Consider the following 20174-nt stretch of genomic DNA (forward strand, 5'->3'; position numbering starts at 1 on the left):
GGAGTTGGCGCCTGAAGCGGGTACGGGTCAAGCCGCGCGCCGACATGAAGCGAGACCTGGATGGCCGCCGTGACGAACGGACAACCGAGAAACGCAGGAAAGGGTGCCAAGGACTCTGGCGGCCCCAACAAGGCATTGGCGGCCGCCCTCAAGGAAGCCGGATGCTCCTACGCCTCGCTCGCGCTCCGGGTCAACGAACTGGGCCGCTGTCAGGGCGCGGACACCAACTACGACAAGGCGTCCGTCACGCGCTGGCTCCAGGGCCAGCAGCCCCGCGGCAACACGCCGGAGGTCATCGCGGCGGTCCTCGGCGAGCGGCTGGGCCGCCCGCTGACGCCCGCGGACCTCGGTTTCCCGCTCGACGGCGGGCGCCCGGTCGTGGGGCGGGCGCTGGTGTACGGAGACAACGTGGCGGAGACACTGCACACCCTGGTCGAACTCGCTTCCACCGACATCTCCCGGCGCACCCTGCTCGGCGCGGTGCCCTTCGTGCCGGGCGCCCTGATGAGCCCTCAACGGGCCTGGCTGCTCTGGCTGGTGGAGAGCGAGGAGACCCCGGCCCGGCTCGCGTCCCTGTCGGATGCCGGGCCGGTGGAGCAGGTCCACGCGATGATCGCCCTGTTCGACGAGATGGACAACCACTACGGCGGCGGCGGGGTGCGCACGAGCATCGTGCAGTACCTGTCGGCCGAGGTCGTCCCGATGCTGCAGCAGCGCGGCACGACCGAGCAGCAGCGGCGGGAGCTGTTCGCCGCGGGGGCCCGGCTCGCGGCGATGGCGGGCTGGAGTTCGTACGACGCCGGGGAGTACGGCCTGGGCCAGCGCTATATGACGCAGGCGCTGCGGCTGTGCGCGGAGGGCCGCGACCGTGTACTGGGCGGGCAGATCCTGGCGGGTCTGTCCCACCTGGCGACCAGCCTGGGCCGGCCCGACGAGGGGGTGGCGCTGGCCCGGGCCGGTATCGCCACCGCGCGCGACGCCGGCAGCCCGCTCGGGCTGATGCGCCTGTACGCCATGTCCGCGCGCGGTCACGCGGCGCTCGGCCGGCCGCGCGAGACCACCGAGGCGCTGCGCGCCGCCGAGAAGCAGCTCGACACGAGCCGCGGGGCCGCCCAGGAGTCGCCGTGGGTCCGTTTCATCGACCACCACTACCTGCAGGCCGAGTCCGCCGTGTGCTTCCGCGATCTGGGCCTCGCCGCGCAGGCCGAGCAGACCGCGAGCGAGTCCGTGCGCGCGCACGCCGACCGGCGCCGGCGCCAGGCCATCAGCCGGTCGGTGCTGGCGACGGCGCACCTCCAGCAGAACCGCCTGGACGAGGCCGTCGCCACGGCCACCGAAGCGCTCGACGCGCTGAGCGGTGTCCACAGCGAACGGTCGATCCAGGCCCTGCGCGACTTCCGCGGGCGGCTGGCGTCGCGCCGTGACGAGCCGCTTGTGCGGGAGTTCGAGCTGAGGTCGCGGCCGGTGTTGGGGGTGGCGGCCTGAACACCATGCGTGAGTGCTCACCACAGCCCCGGTTCACCACGGCGGCGAACGTACAGGTCACACCACCACGTGCCCGCAGCCGAACAACCCCCTCACCACCTCGACCCAGTTGTGTCCGGTGCTGTTGTCTTCGACAACAGCACCGGCGGCCGCCGCCCGGGCACGCCCCAGACGTAAGGAGGCACACGATGACGGCAGCCAGTGTCGGCGCACGTCGCCGCCGGTTCCCTGCCACACCAGCACACGGCATCCGGTGGCGCTCGTGCGCCGCGCATGCGGCCGCCCCCGGGCAGGGGGACGGACCGGGGTTATCCACCGACGGGGTGACGCTCCCTTGATCTCGCTCAGCAGGGCGCCGCGCCTCTTCCAGGTGGCCGTGGCCGCGGACCCCTCGTTCGCCGGCGGAGTACGGCGCATGGTCGCCGCCCACCTCAGACTGTGGCGGCTCCCCCACCTCATCGACGATGTCGTGCCGGCGACGGACGAGCTGTTCGCCAACGCGGTGCGGCACGCGGGCACCGGCCCCTCCGGCACCGTCGCCGTGTCACTGGAGTACTCCGGCGACGAGGTACGCGTCACCCTCGCCGACTCGTCGCCCGCGCCGCCCCGGCCGCGCACGCCGGACGCGGGCGCCGAAACGGGTCGCGGACTGGCGATCGTCGAGGCACTGGCCGACGACCGGGGTACCGACCCGCCCTCGCCCGGCAACATCGGCAAGAAGGTGTGGTTCTCGATCGCCGTCCGGGGGACGACATGAGGGGCGCACCGTCCATGGGACACGAACAGAGGGCCTCCGTACGGGAGCACGCACTCGCCGCCGAACTGGTCCACAGGATCGAGGAGGAGCACCGGCTGGCCCGCGAGGCGCGTTCGGTGCCGGCCGCGGTCGGCCGTCATCGCATCACCCGGTGCCGCAAGGACAACGCGGAAGCCCTCGGAGCGATGGTCGCCGGCCACGGCTGGCCCACCTCCGAGATGGTCGGCGAACCCGCGTCGACGGCCGCGCTGATGATCCTGCTGCACGCCTCGGACCTGGGCTTCCAGCTCACCTGCCGCGACCTGATCGCGGAGGCCGTCGCGGACGGCACCTGTCCGGCCGTGCACCACGCCTACATCGCCGACCACTGCGCCGTCGAGCTGGACCAGCCGCAGTTCTACGGCACGCGCATCAACCCGGTCACGCTCCACCCGTACCCCATCCGTCGCCCGGGGACCGTCGACGAGCGCCGCCACGATGTGGGACTCGGTCCGCTGGGCGACCATCTGCGGGCGCTGCGGGGCGGTCTGGGGGCCACGGGGGAGCTTTGACGAAGCACGCTCGGGCGAGCGGGCGAGTGGTTCCCGTCAGTGCGCGCCGTGGCCCAGGAGTGAACGCGCGACGCGGAAGCCGGTGTCGTCGATCCGTAGCGTCGGGTGGCTGCGGCGGCGTACGGAGGCGCGGCAGCTCCAGTGCTCGTCGAACCAGCCGCCGCCCCGGAGCACCCGGTAGGAGCCGTAGACCTCCGCGTCGTAGACGTCCCAGCACCACTCCCAGACATTGCCCAGCATGTCGTACAGGCCCCACGGGTTGGGACGTCTGCCGCCGACGTCATGGATGCGCTCGTGCGAGTTGCCCCGGTGCCAGGCGATCTCGTCGAGGGCGCCGTAGCGCGGGCCGGTGGTACCGGCCCGGCAGGCGTGCTCCCACTCCGCCTCGGTCGGCAGCCGGTACCCGTCGGCGCCCCTGTCCCACTCGACGCGTTCCTCTTCGAGGAGGCGGTACGCGGGTGTCAAACCCTCGCTCAGGGAGAGGGAGTTGCAGTAGCGGACCGCGTCCCACCACGACACGGTCTCGACGGGCAGCCGGTCGCCTTCCGCGGTGCTCGGCCGCTCACCGGTGACCTGTGCGTACCGCGCCTGGGTGACCGGGAACGCGCAGAGTTCGTAGGGTGCCACGTCGACCGTCCAACGCCGTTGTGTCCGGCGGTCCGACAGTGTCACTCGTCCCTGCGAGACAGTGATCATCCCGTTGTCCGTACGCGTGTCCATCGACGTGATCCTACGGGGCGTGGCCCGGGAGCGGGCCGGGCTCAGTGGCCGCTGATCGCCCTCGGTGTGTAGGGCCGGTCGAGGTCCTCGATCTCCTTGTCGGTGAGGTCGATGTCGAGGGCGGCGACCGCGTCCTCAAGGTGCTGCGGCCAGGTGGCCCCCACGATGGGGGCGGTGCTCCGGCGCAGCAGCCAGGCGAGGGCGATCCGCGCACGTGGGACGCCGCGTTCGGTGGCGGTGCGGCCGACGGCCTCGACGATGTCGCGGTCGCCCTCCTGGTAGAGGGTGCTGCCGAACTGATCCGTGCGGCTGCGTTGCGTGGTGGTGTCCCACTCGCGGGCGAGGCGGCCCCGGGCGAGCGGGCTCCACGGCAGGACGCCGACGCCCTGGTCCTCGCACAGCGGCAGCATCTCGCGCTCCTCTTCCCGGTAAAGGAGGTTGTAGTGGTTCTGCATGGACACGAACTGCGTCCAGCCGTTCAGCCGCGCGGTGTACTGGGCCTTGGAGAACTGCCAGGCGTACATCGAACTCGCCCCGATGTAGCGGGCCTTGCCCGCCTTGACGACGTCGTGCAGGGCCTCCATGGTCTCCTCGACGGGAGTGTCGGGGTCGAAGCGGTGGATCTGGTACAGGTCCACGTAGTCGGTGCCCAGGCGGCGCAGGCTCCCGTCGATCTCCGTCATGATCGCCTTGCGGGACAGACCGTGGGCGTTGGGGCCCTCGTGCATGGGGCCGTACACCTTGGTCGCGAGCACGATCTCCTCGCGCCGTGCGTACTCGGCGAGCGCCCGGCCGACGATTTCCTCGCTGGTGCCGTCGGAGTACACGTTGGCGGTGTCGAAGAAGTTGATCCCGGCCTCCAGCGCCTGGCGGATCAGCGGGCGTGACGCCTCCTCGTCCAGCGTCCATTCATGAGGACCGCGATCGGGCAGCCCGAAACTCATGCAGCCCACACAGATCCGTGACACGTCCAGACCCGTCGAACCGAGCTTCACGTACCGCATCGTCGCCACTCCTGTCATCGGGGGGGGTGATCCTGAGGAGCAGCGTACGAAGCGTGCGGCAAAGCGCGCTGGAGGCGGCCGGGCGGGTCGACGGCTCTCAGACCCGGTACCGGCGCAGGGCCGGTGTCGTCGTGGCCAGGAGGAGCATCGCCACGACGACCAGGAGTCCGCCGCCCGCCACGGCCACGCGCGGGCCGAAGGCCGAACCGGCGGTGCCGTGCAGGACGTCGGCGAGGCGTGGGCCGCCCGCGACGACGACCGTGAAGACGCCCTGCATTCGGCCGCGCATCTCGTCGGTGGCGGCCGAGAGGAGAATGGCGCCGCGGAAGACCATGGACACCATGTCGGCCGCTCCTGCGACGGCGAGGAACGCCACCGCCAGCCACAGGCTCGTGCTCATCCCGAACCCCGTGATCGCCACGCCCCAGGCCACAACGGCCGCGATGACCATGAGACCGTGCCGACGCGCGCGGGAGAACGTGCCCGAGAACAGCCCGCCGAGCACGGCACCGATGGGTATCGCCGCGAACAGCAGCCCGAGCGCGAGGCCCTCCCCGTAGGGGGCGTACGTCTCGGCGGCGAGCTGGGGGAAGAGGGCGCGGGGCATGCCGAGGACCATGGCGATGATGTCGGCGAGGAAGGACAGCAGCAGCACCTTGTGCAGCGAGATGTAGCGGAAGCCCGCGGCGACCTCGCGCCAGCCGGCCCGCCGCTGCCCGGAACCGGCGGTGGTCAGGGGCGGCAGCGCGGGGAGCCGTGCGACCGCCCAGACGGTGACGCACAGGGCCAGCGCGTCGATCAGGTACAGCTCCGCCAGTCCCACGACCGGGATCAGGGCGCCGGCGAGGAGCGGGCCCACCACGAGGCCGGTCTGCATCACGGTGGAGCCCAGCGCATTGGCCGCGGCGAGTTCGTCGCCGGGCACCAGGCGGGCGATGGAGGCGTTGCGGGCCGGTGCGTTCAGGCCGAAGAACGCCTGCTGGAGGGCGAGCAGGACCATCAGCACCGGGACCGAGTCGAGTCCGGTGACGGCCTGGAGCCAGAAGAGGACGGAGGTGACCGCTATGCCCGCGTTGGTGATCAGCATGAGCGTGCGGCGGTCCATGCTGTCGGCGACAGCGCCGCCCCACAGCGCGAAGACCATCAGCGGCAGGAGCCCGGCGAGGCTCGCGTAGCCGACCCAAGCGGAGGAACCCGTGATGTCGTAGATCTGCTTGGGTACCGCGACGGCGGTCAGCTGGCTGCCGACCGCCGTGACGATGGTCGAGGACCACAGGCGGCGGTAGGCGGGGCGGCGCAGCGGGCGGGTGTCCATCGCCCAGCGGCGCCACCCGCGGGTGCGGGACCCGGCCGGCTCCCCTGTCCCGTCTGTGTCGCCGTCCGGTCCCGTATCGCTGCTCGTACTGTTCTCGCTCGTGTCCACCGGCGTCCTGGTTGCTCGCTACATCTTTCGGTACGGGCATCACTATCGCCCACCCGGCGGCGGGCTCGGCAGGCGGGTGGTGGACCCGGCCGGCGGACGGTCGCGCGCTCAGTCGCCGGTGGCCGCTCACGCCCTGGCGATCAGAGTCGCGCCCAAGGCGAGCATGGTCGCGGCGACGAGACCGTCCAGTACCCGCCACGCCGACGGCCGGGACAGGAAACGGCTGAGGAGGCGGGCGCCGAAGCCGAGGGCGGCGAACCAGCACAGGCTCGCGGCGGCGGCGCCGAGACCGAAGGTCCAGCGCAGGGGGCCGCGTTCGGCGGCGACGGAACCGAGCAGGAACACGGTGTCGAGGTAGACGTGGGGGTTGAGCCAGGTCAGCGCCAGGCAGGTGAGGACCGCCCGGCGGCGTGAACCGGTCGAACCGGGCTCCGGACGCAACGCCCCGGGTCGCAGGACGCGTCGCGCGGCCAGGACGCCGTAGACCAGGAGGAAGGCGCCTCCGAGCAGTGCCACCGCCGTCAGGGCCGCGGGCCAGGCCACGACCAGGGCGCCGACTCCGGCGACCCCGAGGGCGATCAGCACCGCGTCGGAGAGCGCGCAGATTGCCACGACAGGCAGCACCGCGTCCCGGTGGATGCCCTGGCGGAGGACGAACGCGTTCTGGGCGCCGATCGCGACGATGAGGGAGAGGCCGGTGCCGAACCCGGCGGCCAGCGTGATGAGAGCGGTGTTCACCCGCCCGACGCTAAGGGTCGGGCATACAGCAGTACAGCTAAAGATTCTTACGTAACATTAGCGATCGTGATGTCAGACCTTCCGATAGACCTGGTGCGCACCCTGCTCGCGGTGGTGGACGAGGGGACGTTCGACGCGGCGGCCGGCGCTCTGCACGTGACGCCCTCGGCGGTCAGCCAGCGGGTCAAGGCGCTCGAACAGCGCACCGGCCGGGTGCTGCTGGTCCGCACGAAGCCGGTACGGCCCACCGAGTCGGGCGCGGTGATCGTGCGGTTCGCCCGTCAGCTGGCCCGTCTCGAACAGGACGCCCACACCGCCCTCGGCATGACCGGCTCCGCGGAGACCACGCGTGTGTCGATCGCGGTGAACGCCGACTCGCTGGCGACCTGGTTCCTGCCTGCCCTGACACGGGTGCCCGAGGAGCTGCGGGCCTGCTACGAGCTGCGGCGCGAGGACGAGGACCACACGGCCCAGCTTCTGCGCGAGGGGCTGGTGATGGCCGCGGTCACCTCGTCACCGGACGCGGTGGCCGGCTGCTCGGTGCGCGCGCTGGGCCGGATGCGGTACCTCCCCGTCGCCTCCCCCGCCTTCGCGCGGCGCTGGCTCGGCGCGGGGTCCGACGTGCCCTTGCGCGAGGTGATCGCCGACGCACCGGTCGTGGCCTTCGACCGGCGGGACGACTTCCAGGACGCGTTCGTCCAAAAGCTGAGGCGAGGTCACCGCGCAAGCGCGCAACGGCATTTCGTGCCGACCTCGGAGGGCTTCGTCGATGCCGTCGCCGCGGGGATGGGCTGGGGCATGCTGCCCGCCGCACAGGCGGAGCCGCTGCTCGACGTCGGCCGGCTGGTTCTTCTGGCACCGGACCGGAGCACGGAAGTCCCCCTGTTCTGGCAGCAGTGGAAACTCGACTCCCCCGCGCTCACCGCCGTCGCGGAGGCCGTCGCGGCCGCGGCGGCCGGCGCGCTCGGCACCTGATGCCGGCGCCCCGCCGCAGCGGCCGCGACGGGGCAGGGGATCAGGCTCCGCCGGCCCCGGCGCTGAACGGGCCCTCCAGCGCCGCCCACTGGAGCAGCATGATGGTCTTCGCGTCGGCGATCTCGCCGGTGCGGATCATCTCCAGTGCCCGGCGGAAGGGCAGTTCGACGATCTCGATGTCCTCGCCCTCCTCGTCCAGTCCCCCGCCCTCGTGCGTACGGGTCGACGGGCCGTACGAGGCGGCGTAGAAGCTCACCCGCTCGGTGACGGAACCCGGGCTCATGTACACGTCGAAGACGTGCCGGACCTCGCCGATGGTGTGGCCCGTCTCCTCGACGACCTCGCGCCGCACCGCGACCTCGGGGTGCTCGTCCTCCTCGTCGAGCAGCCCGCCCGGCGTCTCGACCAGCATCCCGTCGGGGTGGCCGTTGACGTACACGGGGTAGCGGAACTGCCGGGTGAGCAGCACGGTCTGCCGGTCCGCGTCGTACAGCAGCATGGTGGCGCCGTTGCCCCGGTCGTGGGTCTCGCGCTCCTGGGTGCTCCAGGTGCCGTCGGCGTGCTGGAATTCGAAGGTGGTGGTGCGCTCCACGTACCAGTGGCAGGACAGCAGCTTCACGTCCCGCACCTTGATCCGCGGGTTGCCCGTCAGGTCCCGCCCGACGCGGTCGAGTCCGGTACGGCCGCGGCGGTCCGGGGTGTCGATGCCCGCGGTCATCGCGTGCGGGCCGGGTGCGAGCAGGGAACCCCGGGAACCGTGCGCGAGCAGGGACAACACGGGGAACAGACACAGCTGAACTTGGTCATGATCGCTTCTACCATTCCGGTCCGGCCGGTGTCAGGCGTTCCCCCCACGGGTGGGTTCGGCGCGTGTCGCCCGCGGTGCGGCGCCGTCGGCGGCCGCCGGAACGCCCCGCGTCCTCCTTCAGGTTGCGGGGGCGTCGCGCTGGTGCCGGGCCAGGGTGTGCGCGATGTCGCGCGTCGCCGGGTACAGGCGGCGGTAGAGCTCGTACAACTCGTCGTACCGGCACCGGAGTCGGGCATCGGGTGTGACGCGTTCGCGTACGGGGTTCCAGGCGTCCATGCGCGCCGCCCCGAGCGCGCCCGCGGCCAGGAACGCGGCGCCGTAGCTGGCCCCGAGGGTGACGCTCCTGATCTCCTGGTCCAGGCCGGTCACGTCGGAGACGACACGCGTCCACAGTCCGCCGCGGGTGCCGCCGCCGACGGCCACCACTCGGTCGATGCGGGCACCGGCGGCGCGCATCGCCTCGACGTTGTGCCGCACGCCGAACGCCGTGGCCTCCAGAGCGGCGCGATAGAGGTCGCCGCGGGTGTGCTCCACCGTCAGCCCGGCGATCAGGCCCCGTGCGTCGGGGTCTGCGACCGGGGTCCGCTCCCCGGCGAAATACGGGAGCATCAGCAGGCCCCGGGCACCCGGCCCCGACCGCTCGGCCTCCGCGAGGAGGGTGGCGGTGTCGGCCGCGCCGAACAGGTCCCGCAGCCAGTCGGTGACCATGCCGGAGGTGGCCATGCCGCCCGCGAGGCTGCGTGTTCCGGGCAACGCGCCGACGGTGCTCCACAACTGGGGCACGAGTACGCGCTCGGCGGTCGTGTTGATCAGGAACATGGTGCTGCCATACATGAGCATCAGGTCACCGGTGTGCTGGGCATCTACGCTCAGCGCCTCCGACCAGGCGTCGATCGTGCCGGTGATCACAGGGACGCCTGTCGGAAGTCCGGTGGCGGCGGCCGCTTCGGCGGTGATGTGACCGGCGATGTCTCCGGGCCAGCGCAGGGGCGGGAGTTCGAGGTGCGGAGCGATGTGCCGGGCCCACGGTGCGTACCAGTCCTGGGCGAGGGAGTCGTAGAGCGGCACGGCCTGGCTGGCGGAGTGGTGGTCGAGGACGTAGGCGCCGGTCAGCCGGTGGACGAGGTAGGAGCTGGGCATGTACAGCCGCCGGGCGCGGGCGGTCACCTCGGGCTCGTGCTCCGTCAGCCAGGCGATCTTCGGGCCGACGGCCTGGGTGGAGAGCACCGACCCGCAGCGCTCCAGCACCTTGTCCCGGCCCAGCTCGCCCTCCAGACGCGCGATCTGCTCGGTCGCCCGGGTGTCGACGCCGTAGAGGATCGCCGGCCGCAGCGGTACGCCCGCCTCGTCGGTCAGCGCGACGCAGGGGCCCATGCCGCTGACGCCCACGGCCCCGACCGGCGCTCCCGACTCGCTCAGCTCGCGGGCGAGGGAGACAAATTCGTCCCACCACACGCGGGCGTCCATCTCCACGTGGCCGGGGCGCGGCCGGCTGACCGCGTGCGGCCGTACGGCGGTGGCCAGCACCGTCCCGTCGTCGCCGACGAGCACTCCTTTGCTGCTGGACGTCCCGATGTCGACTCCGAGCACGGTCATGCGGTCACGGCTCCCCTCACTGCGTGGATACGGGCAGTCAGCAATCCTCCCGCTCCGACGGTGGGTTGACACAAAGGAGTACGGCGAGCTTGGCGGAGGCGGTGGCTCCGGGACAGCATGCCTGCATGAAGGGTGATCTCTTTTCCAGCGAGCACATGGTGCAACCGGCGTACGCGCCGGGCATGAGCGTGCAGAACGCGAAGACCATCAAGTACGCCGTCGACGGGGAGATGCTCGCGCGGCAGGGGGCGATGATCGCCTACCGGGGGGATCTGCAGTTCGAACGCAGGGGCCAGGGCGTGGGCGGCATGCTCAAGCGCGCGGTCACCGGCGAGGGGCTGGCGCTGATGGCGGTGCGCGGGCAGGGCGAGGCGTGGTTCGCGCATGAGGCGCAGAACTGCTTCATCGTCGACATCGAGGCGGGGGACGCGCTCACCGTCAACGGGCGCAACGTGCTCTGTTTCGACCCCACGCTGGCGTACGAGATCAAGACGGTGAAGGGTGCGGGCATCACCGGCGGCGGTCTGTTCAACAGCGTGTTCACCGGACAGGGGAAGCTCGGGTTGATCTGCGAGGGCAATCCGCTGGTCATTCCGGTGTCGCACCAGCAGCCCGTGTTCGTGGACACGGACGCCGTGGTGGGCTGGTCGGCCCAGCTGCACACGTCGCTGCACCGGTCGCAGTCCTTCGGGTCGATGATCCGCGGCGGCTCCGGGGAGGCCGTCCAGCTGAAGCTGGAGGGCGAGGGTTTCGTGGTCGTACGGCCGAGCGAGGCCACCCCGCACAAGCCTCAGTAGCACAGCGGCGGGTGCCCCGCCGCGGCCGCCGATGGGGCACCCGTCCCTCAGGACACCCACTCGATCGAACATTCATCCGAATGCGAGGTACGCTGGCATCTATGGCCACGCACCTCCAGGGCCCGCACCTTCACGGCTCGCACCTCCAGGGATCGCTCTTCGACCAGTCCGACACGGTCCAGCTCGCACCGCTGGAGGAGACACGCCGGGTCGTGCTCGGCGCGGGAGCCTGGATCGACCTGCTGCCCGGCTGGCTCAGCGGGGCCGACGCCCTCTTCGCGCACCTCGCCGAGGAGGTGCCCTGGCGGGCCGAGCGGCGGCAGATGTACGAGCAGGTCGTCGACGTACCCCGGCTGCTGGCGTACTACGCGGCCGACGATCCGCTGCCCCACCCCGTGCTCGACGAGGCCCGCGACACACTCACCGCGCGCTACGCCGACGAGCTGGGCGAACCGTTCGTCACGGCCGGCCTCTGCTACTACCGCGACGGCCGGGACAGTGTGGCCTGGCACGGCGACCGGATCGGCCGGGGCGCCCGCCAGGACACGATGGTGGCCATCCTGTCGGTGGGCACGGCACGCGACCTGGCCCTGCGGCCACGCCAGGGCGGCCACACCCTGCGGTTCCCCCTGGGCCACGGCGATCTGATCGTGATGGGCGGCTCCTGCCAGCGCACATGGGACCACGCGGTGCCCAAGACGAACCACGCGGCGGGGCCGCGCATCAGCATCCAGTTCCGGCCGCAGGGCGTGAACTGATGTGCCGCCGCCCTGCACGCGCTACTTCCGCGCGGCCAGTGCCCGGGTGTGCGCCGTGCGGGCCAGGCGCGGGCCCAGCCAGCGCTTGAGGCGGCGCAGCACCTCCAGCTGCCCGGCGGCGCGGTCGAGTCGGTAGTACAGCTGCGGCGGTACGTACGGCAGCAGCGGGGAGTGGCGCTGGCCGAGGAGGGCGAACATCTGCCGTGGCGGCAGGTGCATGTAGCGCGGGAGGTTCTCGTACCACTGGGCGCTCAGGCGGGCCGCGCTCTGCTGCCGGAGGAGTCCGGCCTTGCGCTGCTGTTCGTACCGGGCGAGCGCGGGTCGGAGTTCCGCGCGGCCGCGCAGGGCTCCGGCCAGGGAGATGGCGTCCTCCAGCGCGAGGGTGGTGCCCGCGCCGATGGAGTAGTGCGTGGTGTGAGCGGCGTCGCCGATGAGGACGAGGTTGCCGCGGGACCATGTGCGGTTGGTCAGGGTGCGGAAGTTCAGCCACTGCGCGGCGCCGTCGGCCTGGGCGCGGCCGATCAGCGGGTGGCCGTCGAGGATGCCCGCGAAGAGCTTCTCCAGGAGGGCCAGCCCGTCGGCCTCGTTCGCGCGGTCGAGGCCGAGGCCGGTCCAGGTCTCCGGGGAGCACTCCACGACGCAGGTGCTCTGCTCCCCGCTGAACCCGTAGGCGTAGCACCAGATCCAGCCGTGGCCGGTCTCCTGGAAGGAGAACGTGAACGTGTCGAAGACCTGGGTGGTGCCGAGCCAGATGTACCGGTTGCGGCCGAGGCGGACGTCGGTGCCGAAGTGGTCGGCGTGGCGTTCGCGCAGGGTGCTGTTGATCCCGTCGCCCGCCACGACCAGGTCGGCGTCCGGGATGCGGTCCGCGGTGACCTCGTGCTCGAACTCCAGCCGCACCCCGAGGGATTCGGCGCGCCCGGCGAGCAGATCGAGCATGCGGCGCCGGCCGATGCCGAAGCCCTCGTCGCCGTGGTGGACCGTACGGCTGCCACGGACGTGGGCGACTCCGTCGCTCCAGCGGACCGAGTTCGCGGCCACGGCCGCCGCCGACTCGGGATCGTGCTCCCGGAGCTTGTCGAGCAGCCCGGCCCAGTAGGTCACGCCCCAGCCGTATGTCGAGCCGGGCGGGTTGCGTTCATGGACGGTGATGTCGCAGGAGGGGTCCTGGCGTTTCATCAGGATCGAGAAGTACAGACTTGCAGGGCCGCCGCCGACGCATGCGATCTTCACGCGCACTCCTACGGTATGACACAGGGTCATATTTTGAACGCGCAGCGTAACAGTATGGGTGTGGCTCCGACGGTGGTTGCCGCGCGTGCGTCACCGATGTGTCGGCCGTACGGAGGCGGCGGCCGAGGGATGTCCCCCGTTACGCGCCCGCCGCCGCTGTCGTACGGCACTCCGGGTGGCCCCACCCCTGGTCGTTCTTCGCGATGGGCTCGCCCGCCGCGTACGAGCGGCCGCACATGCAGCGGCCGGAGAACTTCGCCTTGATCGTGCGGGAACTCGTACGCGACGAGGCGCCCCGGCGGGCGGCGGTCTTCTTCGGCTTCGCCGAAGCGGCGCCGCCGGCCGGTGCGGGCGGTGGCTCCGGGGAGCCCAGCTCGCTTCCGGCCGACTCCTGGACGGTGGCCGCCTGGCTCGCGGCGCGGTCGGCGAAGTCGTTGAGGCGGTCGCCGTCGATCTGGTGGGCGGGAACGTAGCGGAAGTCGACCGAGCGCCCTGCGAGCAGCTCGTCGATGCGCACGACGAGCTCCTGGTTGGCGACGGGCTTGCCGGCGGCCGTCCGCCAGCCGTTGCGCTTCCAGCCGGGCAGCCACGTCGTGACCGCCTTCATCGCGTACTGCGAGTCCATGCGGACCTCAAGCGGTACGTCCGGGTCGGTGGCCGTGAGCAGCCGCTCCAAGGCCGTGAGTTCGGCGACGTTGTTGGTGGCCTTGCCCAGCGGGCCGGCCTCCCAGCGGGTGGGGGTCTCCTCGGCATCGGCGACGACCCAGGCCCATCCGGCCGGTCCGGGGTTCCCCTTCGACGCCCCGTCACAGGCGGCCACTACACGTTCCAGCATGAGTCCGATCATGCCACGAACCGGAACCCGGCCCGTCCACGGGCCCGGTGTCCGCCGCCGGTGCCACCGGAGGGTTCAGGTCACGTCGCTCGTCCCCGGCATCCGGCCCTCGGTGGTGCTCGGGTCGATGACGGAGAACGACGCGCCCTGCGGGTCGCTGAGGGCCGCGAAACGGCCGAACGGCGTGGTCACCGGGCCGAAGCGGAGAATGCCGCCCCGCTCGGTCGCGCTCTTGACCGTCGCGTCGCAGTCCTGGACGGTGAAGTAGATGTTGATGTACGGCGGTACCTGCGGCGGGAAGTCCTCCGTCATCTTCATACGGCCCATGACCGTGTTCCCGCCGACGTCGAAGATGCGGAAGTCGACCTCGGGGTCCTTCAGCTGCTTCGCGCCGTAGCCGAAGACGGCCGGGAAGAATGCGTCGGACTTCTCGGGCTCGCGGGTGAAGATCTCGCACCAGGCGTACGCGCCGGGCACGCCCGTCACCTCGAAGCCCTTGTGGACGCCCGCCTGCCAGGCGCCGAAGACGACGCCGCTCGGGTCACGGGCCAGCAGCATCGAGCCGAAGTCACCGACCTGCATCGGCTCCATCAGTACCTCGCCGCCGTTCTCGCGGACCTTGGCCGCGGTGGCCTTGACGTCCGCCGAGGCCAGGTACACGCACCAGGCGGACTGTCCCTCCGCGCCAGGCATCGGCGGGACGACGGCGGCGACCGACTTGCCGTCGACGTACGCCTGCGTGTAGTTGCCGTATTCCGACGACGCCTCGCCGAACGTCCAGCCGAGTACGTCGCCGTAGAAGCGCTTGGCCCCCTCGACGTCGCTGAACATCGCGTCGGCCCAGCAGGGCGTTCCCTCTTGAGTCAGTGCCATGGCTGTGGCTCTCTTCGGTTCGACGGATGGTGTGCCTCGTCTCACGCTAGTCAGGGTCGGACCGGGCCGCGCGCCGAACGGGACTGGGCGCGGCAGACTGGTGGAGGGGCTCCGGTCGTCGTCGACGGGAGGACGGGATGATGCAGGCGTGGGAGCTGGCCCGGCCCGGGCTGATCGAGGGCGGGCCGTTGCGCTTCGTCCAGAGGCCGGTGCCGGTGCCGCGGTCCGACGAACTGCTCGTGCACGTCCGCGCGTGCGGGGTGTGCCGCACGGACCTGCACGTCAGCGAGGGCGACCTGCCTGTACACCGACCGGGGGTGACACCGGGGCACGAGGTGGTGGGTGTGGTGGCGGCCATCGGCGACGACGTCCGCGACTACGCACTGGGCGACCGCGTGGGTGTGGCCTGGCTGCGGCGCACCGACGGCACGTGCGCGTACTGCCTGCGCGGTTCCGAGAACCTGTGCCCGGCCTCCACGTACACGGGCTGGGACGCCGACGGCGGTTACGCGGAGTACACGACTGTTCCGGCCGCGTTCGCGTACCGGCTGCCCGGGGACGTCGACGACGTGGCGCTGGCGCCGCTGCTCTGCGCGGGCATCATCGGCTACCGGGCGCTGCGGCGGGCCGCGCTGCCGTCGGGCGGACGGCTCGGGCTGTACGGGTTCGGCGGGAGTGCGCATCTGTGTGCGCAGCTGGCGCTGGCGCAGGGGGCGACCGTGCACGTGATGACGCGGGGTGCGGCCGCCCGGCGGCTCGCTCTGGAGCTGGGGTGCGCGTCCGCGGTCGACGCGTACGACATGCCGCCCGAGCCGCTGGACAGCGCGATCCTGTTCGCCCCGGTGGGCGATCTGGTGCCGGTGGCGCTGCGCGCGCTGGACAGGGGCGGAGTGCTGTCGGTCGCCGGGATCCACCTCAGCGACACGCCTCCGCTGCGCTACGAGAGCGAGCTGTTCTACGAGAAGGATCTGCGCAGCGTCACGTCCAACACCCGTGAGGACGGACGGGAGTTCCTGGCGCTGGCGGCGCGCTACGGCGTACGGGCGACGACGCACACCTACCCGCTGTCCGAGGCGCTGCGGGCGCTGCGGGATCTCAAGGAGGGCCACTTCGACGGGGCGGCCGTGCTGGTCAACGACCTTCCGGCGCGGCTCTGACCAGCGGTCCCAGCGCCGTCCCGGCGCCCGCTCACGGCAGGGGCTGCTCCGCCCAGATGATCTTGCCGTCGGGGGTGTAGCGGGTGCCCCAGCGGCCGGTGAGCTGGGCTGTCAGGAACAGGCCGCGGCCGCCCTCGTCCTCGGTGCGGGCACGGCGGAGGCGAGGGGAGGTACTGCTGCCGTCGGAGACCTCGCAGATGAGGGTGCGGTCGCGGAGTAGGCGGAGCTGGACGGGGCCGGTGGCGTGGCGGATGGCGTTGGTGACCAGTTCGCTGGCGACGAGTTCGGTCGTGTAGGAGAGGTCCTCGAGGTTCCAGGCGGACAGTTGGCCGGTGACCGCCACGCGTGCGCGGGGGACCATCGCCGGGTCGCTGGGGAAGTCCCACTGGGCGACGCGGTCCGGGCCCAGGGCGTGGGTGCGGGCGACGAGCAGGGCCACGTCGTCGCTCGGGCGGGCCGGGAGCAGGGCGTCGAGGACCGCCTCGCAGGTGTCCTCGGGTGCCCGGTCGGAGCGGGCCAGGACGGTGCGGAGTTTGTCCAGGCCGGAGTCGATGTCCCGGTGCCGGTCCTCGATCAGACCGTCGGTGTAGAGGACAAGCTGGCTGCCCTCGGCCAGTTCCATGTCGACGGTTTCGAAGGGCAGTCCGCCGAGGCCGAGGGGCGGGCCGGACGGCAGGTCGACGAAGTCCACCGCTCCGTCGGGGCCGACGATCGCGGGGAGCGGGTGTCCGGCGCGGGTGAGGGTGCAGTGCCGGGACACCGGGTCGTAGACCGCGTACAGGCAGGTGGCGCCGACGATGCCGGAGTCGGGATGGGTGCCCTCCACCGCCCAGCCCTCGCCCCGGTCGAGCCGTCCGACCAGGTCGTCGAGGTGGGTGAGGAGGTCGTCGGGCGGCAGGTCCAGGGAGCAGAAGTTGTGCACGGCCGTGCGCAGGCGGCCCATGGTGGCGGCGGCGTGCAGGCCGTGGCCGACGACGTCGCCCACCACCAGCGCCACCCGTGCGCCGGACAGCGGGATGACATCGAACCAGTCGCCGCCCACCCCGGCCTGCGCGGGCAGATACCGGTAGGCGACCTCGACGGCGCTCTGTTCGGGCCGCCCACGGGGCAGCATGCTGCGTTGCAGGGCGAGCGCGGTGTTGTGCTCGCGGGTGTAACGGCGGGCGTTGTCGATGCTGATCGCGGCCCGGCCGACCAGTTCCTGGGCCAGGGACAGGTCGTCGTCCTCGAAGGGGGCGGGCTCCTCGGAGCGGTAGAAGCTCACCAGGCCGAGGGTCGTGCCGCGCGCCCGCAGCGGCACCGTGATCAGAGAGTGGATGCCGGCCGCCAGCACCCTTTGGAGCCGTGCCGGGTCCTGGGCGAGCCAGCCGCTGGCCTCGGACAGTACGGGTTCGAGCACCGACTGTCCGGTCTCCCAGCTGCGGGCCTGCGGCGTGGAGGCGAGGTACCGGAACAGGTCGCCGACCTCGTACAGGTGGGAACCCTCGTGGATGGAGTCCAGCGCGACCCTGCGCAGCATGGCGCCGGGGCCGAGCGGCCCGGGCTCGTCGCCGTGCAGCACGGAGTCGGGCAGGTCGACGGCGGCGAAGTCGGCGAACCGGGGGACGGTCACCTCCGTCAGTTCCTCGGCGGTACGGGTCACGTCCAGGGTGGTGCCGATGCGGACGCTGGCGTCGTGCAGCAGTTCCAGGCGCCTGCGGGCCAGCACGGCCAGCCTGCCGACTCCGGGCTCCCCCAGGAGCAGCAGCCATTCCTCCGCGTCGGAGTCTCCGGCGTCGCCTTCCGGCAGGACCACGGTGGGGGCGAGCGCCGCCGGTGCCGTCGGCGGGGGCGGTGGGGCGACCGCGCGTATGGCGGCTGCGGGTGGTGGTGCGGACGGGGTGGTCCGCTCGGCCGCGGTCGGCGAGGTCCCGGGCAGCGGCTTTCCGGGCGGTACCGTTCCGGGCGGCACGGTCAGGCTCCCCGCAGGCACCCCGCCGGGCACGGCCGGGGCGGTGAGCTCGATGTGGCGCAGGCGCGGGCCGCCCTGGACACGAGCCTCGACGACCGCTCCCGTCTCACCCGCCGCGCCCATGATCGGGCGCCGCGACAGGGTTGCCACCCTGCCGCCGGAGAGGGTCACTTCGTCGAGCGTGCGCTGCGGTGAGGCGATGAGTTCCTCGGCCTTCTCGCGCAGTACCGCCAGGTCGAGCCTGCCGAGACCGTCGCCGTCGTGGCCGTTCGCCCACTCCCCGGGCGGGTGCTCGGGCTGCCGCGGCCGGTCACCGGCTCCGCCGTTTCTCCAGGAGGCCGTCCGGTACGCGGCGAGCAGTGCCCGCTCCCGTTCCGTCGCCTGTTCCAGCAGCCGGACCTCGATGCCGTGGGCGGCCTCACGCACCAGCCGCACCATGGCGGGGTCGCCGTCGTCGCGCAGGCAGGTGAGGTCGAGGATCGCCTCGATCCGCCCGCTGAGCGGGTTCCGCACGGGTGCGCCGGCGCAGGCGAACTGCGACAGGCAGTCGGCGAAGTGCTCGCGGCCGACGACGTAGACGGCCCGCCGCTCGGCCAGCGCGGTCCCGACGCCGTTGTTGCCGGCGGCGTCCTCGGACGCGCAGAAGCCGGGAGCGAAGTTCACCTCGTCGAGGCGGGCGCGCAACGCACGGTCACCGCCCTGCCGCCGCACCATGCGGGCCTGCCCGTCGCAGAGCACGACCGCCATGCTCACGTTCGCGAACGATTCGGTCAGTTGGCCCAGGACCGGGTCGGCCGCGCTGAGGAAGGGGGCCTCGACGTCGAGGTCCGGCGAGTAGGGAATCAGCAGTTGGTGCGGTTCGAGACCCGCGGAGCGGCAACGCTTCCAGGAGTCGAGTATCGAGTCCCGGACGTCCGAGCCGACCCGCGCCCCGGCCAGGAAACGCTCATGGGCATCGACGAGCCCGCCGATGTCGTCCCAGGCGACGGACAACGGGATCACTTCCCTCGCCCGGAGGCGGCCCCGTGGCGCACCGCCGCTCGGCTTGCCCGGCGGGGTAATCCTCCGCGCAATTTCACCCTAGTCCTCGTATGACACGAGTCACAAACATCGCACGGGGCCCACGGGGTCAGGTCCTGCGCACGGTAATCCGAGGCCGGTCTGATAATTTCGGCGGCGCTCGCTCTCCTCTGCGGGCCCTCCCGTCCCCCGAGTCGTCAGGCGTCCCATGCCCGGTCCCCGGTTGCGTCGTACGGCGTCGCCGCGTGCCCATGACGGCTGGGAGCGTCTTTGGCTCGTGCTCCTCGTGGTGTCGGCGATCTTCGCGCTGTTCTGCCTGAGTGCGCCCACAGCGGATGCCGCCGGGCCCCGGGTGCCGTCGCCGGTGTCCGCGCCGGTGTCCACTCCTCTGACGGCTGCCCCCTCCTCGACCGTGGGCGAGCGCCTTGAGGTCGTGGCGCCCCGGCACGCGGAGCAGGAGCCCTGTGAGGAGGGGTCGGGGCAGCACCACTGCGACAGCCCTGATCACCATGGCGTGCTCGGCCATCCGCCGCTCATGGGCGCCGACCGGGCCGCGTCGCCCGGGCAGCCGGCGACCACTACGGGTCCCGCGGCACTCGACCCGTCCCGCGAGCCGGGTGCCGCCCGCCCTCCGGATCTCCACGAACTGCAGTTGCTTCGGGTCTAGGCCGTACCGCACGCACCGGCCAGTCATCCCACCCGAACACAGCTGCAGCACCGCCGTGCCCGGAGACGGCACGGCGGGGAGAAGGACATTTCCATGGGTAAATCGAACGCGAAGGCCAGAAGCGCGGAGCGCCGCGCCCGCGTCGAGGAGTTGCGCAGAGCCGAGCAGGCCCGTGAGCGGCGTGCCCGTCTGCTCACCCTCGGCGCCGCCATCGTGATCCTCGTCGGGCTCGTCGGAGGTGGGTGGTTCCTGTTCGCCGCCGCCGAGGAGAAGGAGCAGGCGAAGGCCGCCCCGGTCGAGGGCGTGAAGAGCTGGTCGAAGCTGACCCAGAATCATGTCACGACCCAGGTCGACTACCCGATGAGCCCGCCCGTCGGCGGCGACCACAACCAGGTGTGGGTCAACTGCGACAAGCAGGTCTACACGAAGGCCGTGCCGAACGAGAACGCGGTGCACGGCCTGGAGCACGGCGCCGTCTGGATCACCTACAACGACGAGGCGTCCGAGGCGGACGTGTCCAAGCTGGCCGACATGGTCAACAGGACGTCGTACACGTTCATGAGCCCGTACGAGGACCAGTCGTCGCCCGTCGTGCTCAGCGCGTGGGGCAAGCAGTTGAAGGTGGACTCGGCGTCCGACGCACGGGTCCAGAAGTTCCTGGACAAGTACGTGCAGGGCGAGCAGACGCCGGAGCCGGGTGCCGCGTGCACCGGCGGGATGACTCCCTGAGACGCGACGTCCCTGAGGCATCTCTGACGCGTCACTGAGGTGTGCGGGGCGCCCCGGAACCCGACCGGGCGCCCCGTGACCGACGGGTCTCTTCCCC

At 71.9% G+C, this 20174-nt stretch carries 19 protein-coding genes; 9 read left to right on the forward strand and 10 right to left on the reverse strand.

Going from position 1 to position 20174, the window contains the following annotated elements:
* Window positions 1-60 precede the first annotated feature (60 nt).
* The 3 genes from FPZ41_RS05485 (at window position 61) to FPZ41_RS05495 (ending at window position 2793) form a co-directional block, all read left to right on the forward strand.
* On the forward strand, window positions 61-1485 hold the full coding sequence (locus FPZ41_RS05485) for a tetratricopeptide repeat protein (RefSeq protein ID WP_152859667.1): 1425 nt from the start codon (window positions 61-63) through the stop codon (window positions 1483-1485).
* A 334-nt stretch (window positions 1486-1819) separates the two neighbouring features.
* Complete coding sequence (locus FPZ41_RS05490) at window positions 1820-2242, forward strand: ATP-binding protein (RefSeq protein WP_152859669.1); 423 nt, start codon at window positions 1820-1822, stop codon at window positions 2240-2242.
* A 14-nt stretch (window positions 2243-2256) separates the two neighbouring features.
* The gene (locus FPZ41_RS05495; protein WP_152859671.1) at window positions 2257-2793 is read left to right on the forward strand and encodes a DUF6624 domain-containing protein; all 537 of its coding nucleotides are present in this window, start codon (window positions 2257-2259) and stop codon (window positions 2791-2793) included.
* Window positions 2794-2829: 36 nt separating this feature from the next.
* On the opposite strand, the gene FPZ41_RS05500 is transcribed toward FPZ41_RS05495, so the two are convergent.
* From FPZ41_RS05500 to FPZ41_RS05515, 4 genes are all read right to left on the reverse strand, one after another.
* Window positions 2830-3513, reverse strand: coding sequence for a formylglycine-generating enzyme family protein (locus FPZ41_RS05500; RefSeq protein ID WP_152859673.1), 684 nt, complete (start codon window positions 3511-3513; stop codon window positions 2830-2832).
* A 41-nt stretch (window positions 3514-3554) separates the two neighbouring features.
* Complete coding sequence (locus FPZ41_RS05505) at window positions 3555-4517, reverse strand: aldo/keto reductase (protein ID WP_152859675.1); 963 nt, start codon at window positions 4515-4517, stop codon at window positions 3555-3557.
* A 97-nt stretch (window positions 4518-4614) separates the two neighbouring features.
* The gene (locus tag FPZ41_RS05510; protein ID WP_322619854.1) at window positions 4615-5940 is read right to left on the reverse strand and encodes an MFS transporter; all 1326 of its coding nucleotides are present in this window, start codon (window positions 5938-5940) and stop codon (window positions 4615-4617) included.
* 126 nt (window positions 5941-6066) lie between these two features.
* Window positions 6067-6678 (reverse strand): LysE/ArgO family amino acid transporter, encoded by a 612-nt coding sequence (locus FPZ41_RS05515; RefSeq protein WP_322619855.1) that lies wholly within the window; start codon window positions 6676-6678, stop codon window positions 6067-6069.
* A gap of 66 nt (window positions 6679-6744) precedes the next feature.
* Between FPZ41_RS05515 and FPZ41_RS05520 the strand changes: the two genes are divergently transcribed.
* The gene (locus tag FPZ41_RS05520; RefSeq protein WP_322619856.1) at window positions 6745-7653 is read left to right on the forward strand and encodes a LysR family transcriptional regulator ArgP; all 909 of its coding nucleotides are present in this window, start codon (window positions 6745-6747) and stop codon (window positions 7651-7653) included.
* Window positions 7654-7693: 40 nt separating this feature from the next.
* Here FPZ41_RS05520 and FPZ41_RS05525 read toward each other — a convergent pair whose 3' ends face one another.
* Window positions 7694-8371 carry an NUDIX domain-containing protein gene (locus FPZ41_RS05525; protein WP_152859754.1) on the reverse strand — a complete coding sequence of 226 codons (678 nt, stop codon included), beginning with the start codon at window positions 8369-8371 and terminating at the stop codon, window positions 7694-7696.
* 207 nt (window positions 8372-8578) lie between these two features.
* Entirely contained in the window at window positions 8579-10057 is a 1479-nt protein-coding gene (locus tag FPZ41_RS05530; RefSeq protein ID WP_152859679.1) for an FGGY-family carbohydrate kinase, read from the reverse strand.
* A gap of 125 nt (window positions 10058-10182) precedes the next feature.
* Between FPZ41_RS05530 and FPZ41_RS05535 the strand changes: the two genes are divergently transcribed.
* A complete protein-coding gene (locus FPZ41_RS05535) occupies window positions 10183-10854 on the forward strand; it encodes an AIM24 family protein (protein WP_152859681.1) in 672 nt (223 codons plus the stop codon).
* Window positions 10855-10955: 101 nt separating this feature from the next.
* The gene (locus tag FPZ41_RS05540; protein WP_152859684.1) at window positions 10956-11612 is read left to right on the forward strand and encodes an alpha-ketoglutarate-dependent dioxygenase AlkB; all 657 of its coding nucleotides are present in this window, start codon (window positions 10956-10958) and stop codon (window positions 11610-11612) included.
* A 21-nt stretch (window positions 11613-11633) separates the two neighbouring features.
* Here the strand turns inward: FPZ41_RS05540 and FPZ41_RS05545 are convergent, their stop codons facing one another.
* The 3 genes from FPZ41_RS05545 to FPZ41_RS05555 all read right to left on the reverse strand — a co-directional run bounded on the left by FPZ41_RS05545 (window position 11634) and on the right by FPZ41_RS05555 (window position 14553).
* Window positions 11634-12845, reverse strand: coding sequence for an FAD-dependent monooxygenase (locus FPZ41_RS05545; RefSeq protein ID WP_322619857.1), 1212 nt, complete (start codon window positions 12843-12845; stop codon window positions 11634-11636).
* A gap of 139 nt (window positions 12846-12984) precedes the next feature.
* Entirely contained in the window at window positions 12985-13692 is a 708-nt protein-coding gene (locus tag FPZ41_RS05550) for a ribonuclease H family protein (protein ID WP_152859688.1), read from the reverse strand.
* Window positions 13693-13755: 63 nt separating this feature from the next.
* Window positions 13756-14553: a VOC family protein gene (locus tag FPZ41_RS05555; protein WP_152859690.1), complete on the reverse strand. Its 798-nt coding sequence runs from the start codon at window positions 14551-14553 to the stop codon at window positions 13756-13758.
* A 140-nt stretch (window positions 14554-14693) separates the two neighbouring features.
* Here FPZ41_RS05555 and FPZ41_RS05560 point away from each other — a divergent pair, with 140 nt between their 5' ends.
* The gene (locus FPZ41_RS05560) at window positions 14694-15710 is read left to right on the forward strand and encodes a zinc-binding alcohol dehydrogenase family protein (RefSeq protein ID WP_152859756.1); all 1017 of its coding nucleotides are present in this window, start codon (window positions 14694-14696) and stop codon (window positions 15708-15710) included.
* Window positions 15711-15741: 31 nt separating this feature from the next.
* On the opposite strand, the gene FPZ41_RS05565 is transcribed toward FPZ41_RS05560, so the two are convergent.
* Complete coding sequence (locus tag FPZ41_RS05565; RefSeq protein ID WP_322619858.1) at window positions 15742-18663, reverse strand: SpoIIE family protein phosphatase; 2922 nt, start codon at window positions 18661-18663, stop codon at window positions 15742-15744.
* Between the two features lie 226 nt (window positions 18664-18889).
* On the opposite strand from FPZ41_RS05565, the gene FPZ41_RS05570 reads away from it, so the two are divergent.
* Both FPZ41_RS05570 and FPZ41_RS05575 read left to right on the forward strand, forming a co-directional pair.
* On the forward strand, window positions 18890-19348 hold the full coding sequence (locus tag FPZ41_RS05570; protein ID WP_152859694.1) for a hypothetical protein: 459 nt from the start codon (window positions 18890-18892) through the stop codon (window positions 19346-19348).
* 93 nt (window positions 19349-19441) lie between these two features.
* Complete coding sequence (locus FPZ41_RS05575) at window positions 19442-20077, forward strand: DUF3105 domain-containing protein (RefSeq protein WP_152859696.1); 636 nt, start codon at window positions 19442-19444, stop codon at window positions 20075-20077.
* The last annotated feature ends 97 nt before the right edge of the window (window positions 20078-20174 follow it).

It is taken from the genome of Streptomyces acidicola, assembly GCF_009377235.1.
In the GTDB taxonomy this organism is placed as follows: domain Bacteria; phylum Actinomycetota; class Actinomycetes; order Streptomycetales; family Streptomycetaceae; genus Streptomyces; species Streptomyces acidicola.

Excerpts from the sequence above, each read along its gene's own strand:
- FPZ41_RS05485 (WP_152859667.1), top strand. The coding sequence starts at position 61 with ATGGCCGCCGTGACGAACGGACAACCGAGAAACGCAGGAAAGGGTGCC.
- FPZ41_RS05495 (WP_152859671.1), top strand. The coding sequence starts at position 2,257 with ATGGGACACGAACAGAGGGCCTCCGTACGGGAGCACGCACTCGCCGCC.
- FPZ41_RS05500 (WP_152859673.1), bottom strand. The coding sequence starts at position 3,513 with ATGGACACGCGTACGGACAACGGGATGATCACTGTCTCGCAGGGACGA.
- FPZ41_RS05505 (WP_152859675.1), bottom strand. The coding sequence starts at position 4,517 with ATGCGGTACGTGAAGCTCGGTTCGACGGGTCTGGACGTGTCACGGATC.
- FPZ41_RS05525 (WP_152859754.1), bottom strand. The coding sequence starts at position 8,371 with ATGACCGCGGGCATCGACACCCCGGACCGCCGCGGCCGTACCGGACTC.
- FPZ41_RS05530 (WP_152859679.1), bottom strand. The coding sequence starts at position 10,057 with ATGACCGTGCTCGGAGTCGACATCGGGACGTCCAGCAGCAAAGGAGTG.
- FPZ41_RS05535 (WP_152859681.1), top strand. The coding sequence starts at position 10,183 with ATGAAGGGTGATCTCTTTTCCAGCGAGCACATGGTGCAACCGGCGTAC.
- FPZ41_RS05540 (WP_152859684.1), top strand. The coding sequence starts at position 10,956 with ATGGCCACGCACCTCCAGGGCCCGCACCTTCACGGCTCGCACCTCCAG.
- FPZ41_RS05550 (WP_152859688.1), bottom strand. The coding sequence starts at position 13,692 with ATGATCGGACTCATGCTGGAACGTGTAGTGGCCGCCTGTGACGGGGCG.
- FPZ41_RS05555 (WP_152859690.1), bottom strand. The coding sequence starts at position 14,553 with ATGGCACTGACTCAAGAGGGAACGCCCTGCTGGGCCGACGCGATGTTC.
- FPZ41_RS05560 (WP_152859756.1), top strand. The coding sequence starts at position 14,694 with ATGCAGGCGTGGGAGCTGGCCCGGCCCGGGCTGATCGAGGGCGGGCCG.
- FPZ41_RS05570 (WP_152859694.1), top strand. The coding sequence starts at position 18,890 with ATGCCCGGTCCCCGGTTGCGTCGTACGGCGTCGCCGCGTGCCCATGAC.
- FPZ41_RS05575 (WP_152859696.1), top strand. The coding sequence starts at position 19,442 with ATGGGTAAATCGAACGCGAAGGCCAGAAGCGCGGAGCGCCGCGCCCGC.